5 protein-coding genes and 2 pseudogenes are annotated in these 9,644 nt (G+C 60.1%); 5 read left to right on the forward strand and 2 right to left on the reverse strand.

Annotation, left to right across the window (positions count from 1 at the left end; translation table 11 throughout):
• Positions 1 to 29: 29 nt before the first annotated feature.
• From FHT71_RS22505 to fhuB, 5 genes and pseudogenes are all read left to right on the forward strand, one after another.
• Positions 30 to 1,747, forward strand: a pseudogene (locus FHT71_RS22505) (ABC transporter ATP-binding protein).
• 79 nt (positions 1,748 to 1,826) lie between these two features.
• A pseudogene (locus FHT71_RS22510) lies at positions 1,827 to 2,709 on the forward strand (AraC family transcriptional regulator).
• Between the two features lie 166 nt (positions 2,710 to 2,875).
• Positions 2,876 to 5,050, forward strand: a complete 2,175-nt coding sequence (locus tag FHT71_RS22515; protein ID WP_183722114.1) for a TonB-dependent siderophore receptor — start codon at positions 2,876 to 2,878, stop codon at positions 5,048 to 5,050.
• Between the two features lie 56 nt (positions 5,051 to 5,106).
• On the forward strand, positions 5,107 to 5,994 hold the full coding sequence (locus tag FHT71_RS22520; RefSeq protein WP_132587952.1) for an ABC transporter substrate-binding protein: 888 nt from the start codon (positions 5,107 to 5,109) through the stop codon (positions 5,992 to 5,994).
• Positions 5,995 to 6,031: 37 nt separating this feature from the next.
• Complete coding sequence (fhuB, locus tag FHT71_RS22525; protein WP_246718083.1) at positions 6,032 to 7,984, forward strand: Fe(3+)-hydroxamate ABC transporter permease FhuB; 1,953 nt, start codon at positions 6,032 to 6,034, stop codon at positions 7,982 to 7,984.
• Between the two features lie 130 nt (positions 7,985 to 8,114).
• Here the strand turns inward: fhuB and FHT71_RS22530 are convergent, their stop codons facing one another.
• Positions 8,115 to 8,237, reverse strand: a complete 123-nt coding sequence (locus FHT71_RS22530) for a DUF1236 domain-containing protein (RefSeq protein ID WP_183722123.1) — start codon at positions 8,235 to 8,237, stop codon at positions 8,115 to 8,117.
• A gap of 56 nt (positions 8,238 to 8,293) precedes the next feature.
• A complete protein-coding gene (locus FHT71_RS22535) occupies positions 8,294 to 9,490 on the reverse strand; it encodes an IS256 family transposase (RefSeq protein ID WP_183722117.1) in 1,197 nt (398 codons plus the stop codon).
• Between the last annotated feature and the right edge of the window lie 154 nt (positions 9,491 to 9,644).

A 9,644-nucleotide genomic window follows, 5' to 3' on the forward strand; every position in this document is an offset into this window, starting at 1 on the left:
GCCGTCCCCTGTTCATTTCGAGTGCTTCAATGTTGCGTCGCTTCTTCTCCTATTATCGGCCGTATCGCGGCCTTTTCATTCTCGACTTTTCCTGCGCCATTCTGTCAGGCCTGTTGGAGCTTGGCTTTCCCATGGCCGTCAAGCTGTTCGTCGACAGGCTCCTGCTCAGCCATGAATGGCTGTTGATCCTGCTTGCGTCGGCAGCTTTGCTTGCAATCTATGTCGTCAGTACCGGCCTGATGACGGTCGTCACCTATTGGGGCCATATGCTTGGCATCAATATCGAGACAGACATGCGCCGCGCGGCGTTCAATCATCTGCAGAAGTTGTCTTTCAGCTATTTCGACAACCAGAAGACCGGACATATCGTCGGGCGGCTGACGAAGGATCTCGAAGAGATTGGCGAAGTCGCTCACCACGGCCCCGAGGACCTTTTCATCGCATTGATGACCTTTGCCGGCGCCTTGCTGCTGATGTTCTCGGTCAACTGGCAACTGGCGCTGATAACGGCTGTTGTCGTGCCCCTGGCAGCCTGGGTGACGAGCCATTTCGGGAGCCGCATGACGCAGAATTTCCGTCATCTCTTCGACCGGGTCGGCGACTTCAACACCCGCATTGAGGAAATGTCGGCGGCATCCGCGTCGTGCAAGCTTTCGCCAACGAGAACTACGAGCGCACGCTCTTCGAAAAGGACAATCAGAGCTATCGGCGCGTCAAGCTCGACGCCTACAAGCTCATGGCGGCAAGCAGCTCGCTGAGCTATATGAGCATGCGGCTGACGCAGATGGTCGTGATGATCGCCGGGGCTTATTTCGTGCTCTCTGGCAACCTTACCGCCGGTGGCTTCATCGGTTTCCTGCTTCTGGTCGGCGTCTTTTTCCGTCCTGTCGAAAAGATCAACTCCGTCATTGAAACCTACCCCAAGGGCATTGCCGGCTTCCGACGCTTCACCGAGCTTATCGATACCGAGCCAGATATCGCCGATGCACCTGATGCCGTCACGGTCGATCATCTCAATGGCGAAATCGCCTATGAGGACGTTTCCTTTGGATACAGTTCGTCAGCGGCGGTTTTCGAGCATGTCAATGTGACGATCCGCGCCGGGGAAACGATCGCTTTTGTCGGCCCTTCGGGCGCCGGCAAGACGACGATCTGTTCGCTCCTGCCGCGCTTCTACGAGGTTCGCGGTGGCCGCATCACGATTGACGGCCTCGACATCCGCGACATGACCAAGGTGTCACTGCGCCAACAGATCGGCATTGTGCAGCAGGACGTCTTCCTGTTCGGCGGCACGATCCGCGAGAATATCGCCTACGGTCGATTGGGTGCCAGCGAGGGCGAGATCGTCGAGGCAGCCCATAGGGCACGCCTGGAAGAGATGCTTGCGGGTCTGCCCGCAGGTCTCGATACCGTCATCGGCGAGCGCGGCGTTAAGCTTTCCGGCGGACAGAAGCAGCGTGTTGCCATTGCGCGCATGTTCCTGAAGAACCCTCCGATCCTGATCCTCGACGAAGCGACATCGGCGCTCGACACCGAGACGGAGCGCGCAATCCAGCGCTCACTTGGCGAACTGTCGCAAGGACGCACGACCCTCGTCATTGCCCATCGGCTCGCGACCATCCAGGGAGCGGATCGGATTGTCGTCGTGGACGGCAAGGGCATCGTTGAGCAGGGCACGCATCAGGACCTCATCGCCAAACGCGGCGCCTATAACCGGCTGCATGATGCACAGATGAGGAACCACTGAAAAACCTGAAACGTCACGATTGATGCGATGCGATAAACTTGATAATTGCACACATGTTTTACAGTTGCAGGACATTGCCATGACATTTCAGCCGCGCATGCAGAACGCGATCGAGGGGTTCTCGGTCGTTGGCGGGCTCAGGCGTCGAAACTGGAACGGCATTACAGCCGACCTGTGGGATGTCGAATGCGGCGCTTATGCAGGCGGACATTACGTCGCGCGCGATCCGCGCCTCTTCATCCTTCTCGACCACCTCGGGCGCGGTCGTCCTTCGGTCAGGCGTTCGGCGACGGCAGCCGGGACACCGCAGGACCGTCGAGCCAGCCCAATTTCCTACATCCCAGCGGAAATGGAACTGTGGGTGGACATCAGAGAGGTTCACCAGATGCGTCATCTCGACGTCCATTTCGATGCCGATGTCATCAGCCAGCGGCTAATGGAAGATATCGATCCGCAAAAACTGAGAGAGCCGCAACTGCTCTTCTTAGACCAGCGGGCAATGGCGCTTGCCGAACTGATTGCCACAGAGATCGCCAGCCCCGTTCCGTTGCATGATCTCTACGGCGATGGTCTTGCGCTCTCACTTGTCATCGACGTGCTGAAGATGGTCAAGACGCCGCCCCGCAAGCGGTGAACTGGCATCCTGGCAATTGCGCCGCGCCACCGAGTTCATGCAGGAGCATTGCGGTCGCAACATCCGCCTCAAGGAACTGGCCGAACTGACGGGGCTGTCGCAGTCGCATTTCAGCCATTCGTTCAAGGCCTCTACCGGCCTCACGCCACACGATTGGCAGATGAACGCCAGACTTGAGCTTGCCAAAGAGCTGCTGCGCGATGGCGATCAAGGCCTCACCGCAATCGCCGTGGAGACGGGCTTTTCCGATCAGGCGCATTTCACACGTGTCTTTCGCAAGCACGTCGGCACGACACCGGCGCGCTGGAAGCGGTCTAAGTGTGAGTGATGCATTTTTGCAAAGATTTGCCCACGAATTTTGAAATTGCCCAAAATCGTTCAATCGCCGCTGATCAGGCCAAGCCCGACCTTTAAATTTGAGTTAATCGCTCAGCTTATTGGAGCTGGCGCCTGGCAGGCCGCCGCCGGCGGCCTGTGAGCGGGGTAGTAGGAATATGCAAAAAGTTGAAGGTTTCCAGGGCGCGCGGCGGGCTCTGCGTGCGAGCGTCGCGCTGATCGGTCTTTGCGCCGCCTGGACGGCGCAGGCGCAGACGGCCGACACCGCACTTGCGCCGATCGTCGTCCAGGGCCAGAGCGCCGACAACAAAGCGATCGGTCCCGTGAACGGATACGTCGCCAAGGAAACCACGACGGGATCGAAGACCGACACGCCGCTCAACGAAATTCCACAGGCCGTCTCCGTTGTTGGAAGGCAGGAAATGGATGACCGCGGTGTCGTCAACAAGGTCGATGAAGCCTTGCGCTATACGCCTGGCGTGACCGCTGCTCCTTATGGCACCGACCCTGACACGGACTGGTTTTACATTCGCGGCTTCAACGCCACGCAAACGGGCGTTTTCCTCGATGGCCTCAGCCTGTTCAGCTATGGCTTCGGCGGCTTCCAGATCGATCCATTCATGCTGGAGCGTGTCGAAGTGCTGAAGGGCCCCGCCTCCGTTCTTTACGGCGGCTCCAACCCAGGTGGCATCGTCAACATGATACGCAAGCGACCGACCGACGAGCCCTATTATTATACCGAGACCGGCATCAACAGTAACGGCAACGGGTTCGGCGGTTTCGACTTCTCGGACAAGGTCGGCAGCAGCGATACCATGAGTTATCGCCTGACCGGCAAGATCGCCGGCGGCGACAACTATTCGGATTTCTCACATGACCTGCGCGGCTTCATCATGCCACAGCTAACGGTCTCCCCGGACGCCTCCACTGATTTCACCGTATGGGCCTACGCTGGCGGGCTCGATCAGGTCCATATCGGCAACGGGTTCCTCCCCTATGTCGGCACTGTGGTGGACGCACCGTTCGGCAAGATACGCCGCGACTTCTTCCCGGGCGAACCGGACAGCGACACCGGTCGCTACAATCAGGAAATGGTCGGCTATGAGCTGGAGCACGCGTTCGACAACGGCTGGAAACTGTCGTCGAACTTTCGCTACGGGCATCTCAACAAGTATGAATTCGGACCCTACCCCTACGGCTATGTCGGGGGCACGCCGACGGCGCCGAACTACGACCTGCTGCGCATCGGTTTTGAGGGTAATACCAGCGCCGACACATTGGCATTTGACAACCGCGTCGAGACCGATTTTGAGCTCGGCGGTGCCAGCCATACCGTCATGGCGGGGATGGACTACCGCTACTATCGCATCGATAATGTTCAAAACTCGCTGTTCGGGACGACGCCGATCAGCCCGGTTAACCCGATCTACGGGCTGCCGCTGCCGCCCAACAACCCGCTTTACAATCAGGTTCTGGCGATGAACCAGCTTGGCTTCTACGCCCAGGACCAGATCCGCTTTAGTGATGGCTGGATAGCCACGCTTAACGGCCGCTACGACTATGTGCGCAGCGAGATGGACGATCGGCTGCCCGCCAATGACGACTTCCGCACCTCCGAAGGCGCATGGAGCGGTCGTGCGGGCCTCGCCTATGAGTTCGCCAATGGCGTGACGCCTTACATCAGTGCCGCAAGCTTCTTCAACCCGTTGGTTGGGCTCGGCGCGCAAGGCCCGCTGCTGCCGGAGGAAGGCTTGCAGTTTGAAGCCGGTGTAAAATACGAGCCGACCTTCATGGACGCGACTTTCACGGCCTCGGTCTTCCACATCAACAAGCGTAACAACGTCGTGTCGATTGCAGTACCACCGTGGCAGGATCAATTGGGTGAAGTCAGATCCCAGGGTGTCGAACTGGAAGGCAAGGTCAACCTCAACGATAACTGGAAGGTTCTCAGCTCAGTTGCCTATAATGATGTCGAGGTCACCAGGAACGATCCCAACCCGTCGCTTGTCGGGAAAACCCCGTACATCGTGCCGGACGTTACAGCCTCCTTGTGGCTCGACTACACCGTCACGACAGGCACACTCGAGGGCCTGAGCCTCGGCGCAGGCGTGCGTTACAAGGGTGAGTCGTGGGCCGACGAAGCGAACACACTCAAGGTTCCCGACGCGACACTTGTTGACGCCGCGGTCCGTTACAAAAAGAACGACTGGGTCGCGTCACTCAACGTCACCAACATATTTGATAAGGTATACGTGGAAAGCTGCGGTGGTGTAGGCGCATGCGGTTATGGTGACGCACGCACCTTCACCTTCAAGCTGAGCAAAGTCTGGTAGCACAATAATTTTGCATATGAAGGAGGCCCTTCCGGACCTTCTTCGCGCGACTGGAGATGAATTTGCGCGCATCACTGCTCACCCGCAGGACTTTTCTGGCTGGAACGGCCACGTTCGTTACGAGTGTGGCGCAAGGCCGGTCGCCAGAACCACGGGTTGCCACGCTCGACTGGGCGCTCTTGGAAACGCTGCTTGCGATCGGTGCCAACGTGGTTGCGGCGACGGAACTGCGCCAATTCAGGCAGATCGCCGTAACACCCGAAGTGCCCGAGACCGTCGCTGATCTCGGGCTGCGCGGAACGCCGAACCTTGAGGTTTTGCGCTTCGCGCGCCCCGACTTGATCTTCAGCTCAAACTTCTACGCCTGGGCCGATCCGCTGATGAGCCGCATTGCAGCGGTTGAAAGTCATGCGATCTATGTGCCCGGAAGAAGTCCTTACGAACTGGCCGAGCAGGCAACACTGGCGATTGGCGAACGCCTTGAGCGCAAGGAGGCGCGGCAGCTGGTCGAGGATCTCGCTGCGAAACTGGATCGCTATAAGTCCCTGTTTGCCGCCAGCGGCGATGGACGCCCCATCCTGCCAATCAATCTCGGCGATGCCCGCCACTGCCGGGTGTTTGGTTCCGACAGCATGTTCGGTGAAGTATTGCAGCAGGTCGGACTGTCTAACGCCTGGAAAGGAGCGACCAGCTATTCCGCCACGGCGCCTGTCGGCATTGAAACTCTGGCGTCCATGCCGGATGCCTGGATCCTCCTCATTCCGCCGCATCCGCAAGACGCGTTCGATGCCCTGACCGGCAGCGCATTCTGGAAGGCCCTTCCGGCCGTACGCGAGGACCGCATCCTGACGACCGGTTCGATCAACCCCTATGGCGCGCTTCCGGCCGCGGGTCGCTTCGCCGACTTTCTCGCCGAAGGATTCTCCCGTGTCCGAAATGGCTAGCCGTTCCATGCCACGCACGCATTCCCGCAGACCAAGCATGCCGGCTTGGGTGCTTGCGGTTGCATGCGTCACCTCCTTCGTCCTTCTACTGCTGCTGCGTCCCCAGGTGCCCGGCGATCCTGAGCAGGCCAAGGCGCTCGACGCGATCCTGCTCTGGAGCAGCCTCATGCCACGGGCTGTGATCGCTCTGATCTCAGGGGCCGCACTGGGCCTCGCCGGGGCGCTCCTGCAGCGCATCCTGCGCAATCCGATCGCCGATGCCTCGACGCTCGGTATCGCCTCCGGCGCGCAACTGGCGCTGACGATCGGTCTTAGTTTTTCGCCCGTCCTTGCCGGTGTCTCGCGTGAGCTCATCGCCTTTGCCGGTGGTCTGAGCGCCGTCGCCCTTGTCCTTGCCTTGAGTTGGCGCCGCGGTCTTGATCCGGTCACCGTGGCCATCTGCGGCATGATCGTCAGCATGGTTGCAGCCTCACTCAGCGTTACGCTGGTGCTGGCACGAGGCGAATATGCCATGTCGATCCACATCTGGGGCGCCGGCGCCCTCAACCAGCAGGATTGGGGTGGCGTAACATCGCTTGCACCTCAGCTCGCTGCTGGTATCCTCGCCGCGCTGCTTCTGCTCAGGCCGCTCAACATGCTGGCTCTGGACGATGCCAGCGCCAAAGGTCTCGGTGTTTCGCTACACGCCGTCCGGCTTGCCGTTCTGATGCTCGCCGTTTGGCTGTCAGCCTCCGTCACCGCGACGGTCGGCATCATTGGCTTCCTCGGGCTTGCCGCGCCGGCGATCGCACGGCTTTGCGGTGCGCGCACCACCCGTCAGATCATGACGACCGCGCCTCTTGCCGGCGCCGCGGTGTTGTTTCTGACGGATTGCCTGACGCAGCTGCTCGGTCCCGGCTTTCTTGACCTTGCGCCAACAGGAGCAGCCACCGCGCTCACCGGCGGCCCGCTCCTGCTGTTTTTGCTGCCGCGCGTGCACGGGCGGGCGGCGGTTACGGCAAGATCGGCCGGGGCTGTGCGACGTCGATTGCGACCAGCACCGGCGCTTCTGCTCCTCGCCGCTGGCTTTCTGCTGGTGTTCGTAGCCGTGCTTGTCGTTGGACCGACCGATGGTGGCTGGAGAGTAGCCATCGGCTCGCTGCTCTTAGATCTTCTGCCGTTCCGGCTGCCGCGGATTGTCGTTGCGGCCGCAGCAGGCGCGATGCTGGGAGCGGCCGGCTTCATCATGCAACGCGTGACCGGCAATCCGCTGGCTAGCCCCGAGGTGCTCGGCGTCTCCTCCGGCGCCGGGGCTGGACTGACGGTGACGCTATTCATATTCGCCTTCCCCTCGCCTCCAATCATGATCGCCGGCATGGCATCAGGCGCACTCGCTTCATTCCTGGCCATGATCGCCATAGCCCGGCGCGCCGGGCTATCGACGGAGGCACTCCTGCTTGCAGGTGTTGCCATCAGCGCTTTTTGTCTTGCAATCGTCGGCATGGTGCTCGCCCAGGGAGACATGCGAAGCTACATTTTGCTGACCTGGATATCGGGCTCGACCAACCGCGCCGGCCCGCTCGAAGCCTGGACGGCAATCCTGTCGCTAACAAGTCTGACAGCACCGCTCTTCCTGATGACGCGCTGGTTCGCGATCCTGCCGCTTGGCACAGGGTTGGCGCGCAGTGTCGGACTGCGCGTCACATCGACACGGCTGCTGCTTGCAGCCTTCGCCGCGCTGATGAGCGCGATCTCTTCCTTCCTCATTGGACCGCTCAGCCTCACCGGCTTGATCGCACCCCACCTGTCAAGATTGATCGGCTTTCAACGGGCCAGCGATAACCTGCTCGCGGCCATGCTGATCGGCGCCGGCCTGCTTCTCGTGGCCGACTGGTTATCGCGTGTGGTTATCTATCCCTACCAGGTGCCGGTCGGCCTGTTCGCCGCCCTGATCGGAGGACCGTACCTTCTCTGGCTCCTCGGTCGAAAGGAAACGCGCTCATCACTCTAGGACCCGACCAATCGGCACTCCGGGAGCGCGCAAGCCAATAGCTAGCGTTTGGGCACGGTCACATTCCGTAACGCAAGGTCGATGCATCCGAGTGCAAGCACAATGCCAGCCAGCTCAGTGAGTAGATTGATTATTTGATGATTTCGATCACGCTGTGCGTATGTGGATCGACGATCAGGCGTTGCTTGTTGATCCCTGTGTAACCGTATGCATCATTGCTGGGGATCGTGTGTATTTCAACTGAAGGCGGCAGTTGCGATCCGGGTTGTGTGCGTCAAGTTCTGCAAAATTGGGCGGTCATGCGGCTGGTCATGCGGCTTGACGCAGAGCGAGTTTCTTGTGCTCGCGTAGGTCATCCATGTTGATGTAGCGGTTTGCCTCCATCCAGTTTTCGTGGGTTTCGACTGCGAGCGCCCTTACGAGGCGCAAGCAGCTCTCGGTATTTGGAAAGATGCGCACGACGTAGGTTCTGCGCCGGATTTCCTCGTTGAGGCGTTCAAGCATATTGGTCGACTTCAAGTGCTTGTGATGCTGGCGTGGCAATCGGAAGAAGGTCAGCGTCTGTTCGATCGTCTCCTCGACCCAACTGGTCAGACGCGGATACCGGGCCGACCATTTGGCAAGCCAGGCAGAAAGGTCGGTCTTGGCTTCGTCGAGGTCGCGCCGATCGTAGAGCCATCGCAGCTCCTGCAGACAGTCGTCACCATGCTTGCGTGGCAGGTGATCGAGGGCGTTCCTCAGGAAATGAACGTAACAGCGTTGCCAGGCGGCCTCCGGGATCACCTCGCCGATCGCCGCGACGAGACCGGCATGATCGTCGGAGACCACCAGCTCGACGCCCCTCAAGCCGCGTCCTTTCAGCCTGACGAGGAAGTCCTTCCAGGCAGAGCGGCTCTCGCGACCGGCCATCTCGACAGACAGAATTTGCCGCCGTCCGTCCCAGTCGATGCCAACGGCGATCAGCACCGCCTGGCTCATCACGACGCCGGCCTCACGCACCTTCTCATAGCGGGCATCGAGGATCAGGTAGGGAAAGGGCTCTTGAAGCGGGCGCTCGGCAAAGGCCTTCAGGCTCTCGTCCAGCCGCTTGTTGATCGCCGAGATCGATGATGCCGAGAAGGCATGGCCGCAGAGTTCCTCGGTAATCGCCTTGACCTTTCTGGTCGAAACCCCTTGCACATACATCTCCGCCAACGTTGCCACCAGCGCCCGCTCGGAGCGCTGATAGCGCTCGAATAGTTCGGTGGAGAAGCGTCCCGAGCGATCCTGCGGAACCCGCAGTTCAAGCTTGCCAACACGGGTGATCAGCGTGCGGCCATAGTGGCCCGAGCGGTAGCCGAGCCGCTCCGGCGTGCGCTCGCCTTTTGCAGCCCCCAGTGTTTCGTCCATCTCCGCCTCCAGCACCTCTTGCATCACCGTGCGGATCACCTCGCGCAGCCCATCAGGGTTCGAAAGCAAAATGTCTTTGACGGCAGCGCTGGCTGTCTTACCTTCAATCTTGGTCATGGTGGCGTTCCTTCCAGGGAATCAGGTGACGTTGAACATCACCAGCCTGCCATGACCGCCTCCAATGAAAGAACACAAGGGGCAAAACGCCTTCAACTGGCGGCTTTTCCTTGGGTTCGGTTGTGGTTTGACCGGCATTGGCGCCGATCGGCTA

It is taken from the genome of Rhizobium sp. BK060, assembly GCF_014193145.1.
In the GTDB taxonomy this organism is placed as follows: Bacteria; Pseudomonadota; Alphaproteobacteria; order Rhizobiales; family Rhizobiaceae; genus Rhizobium.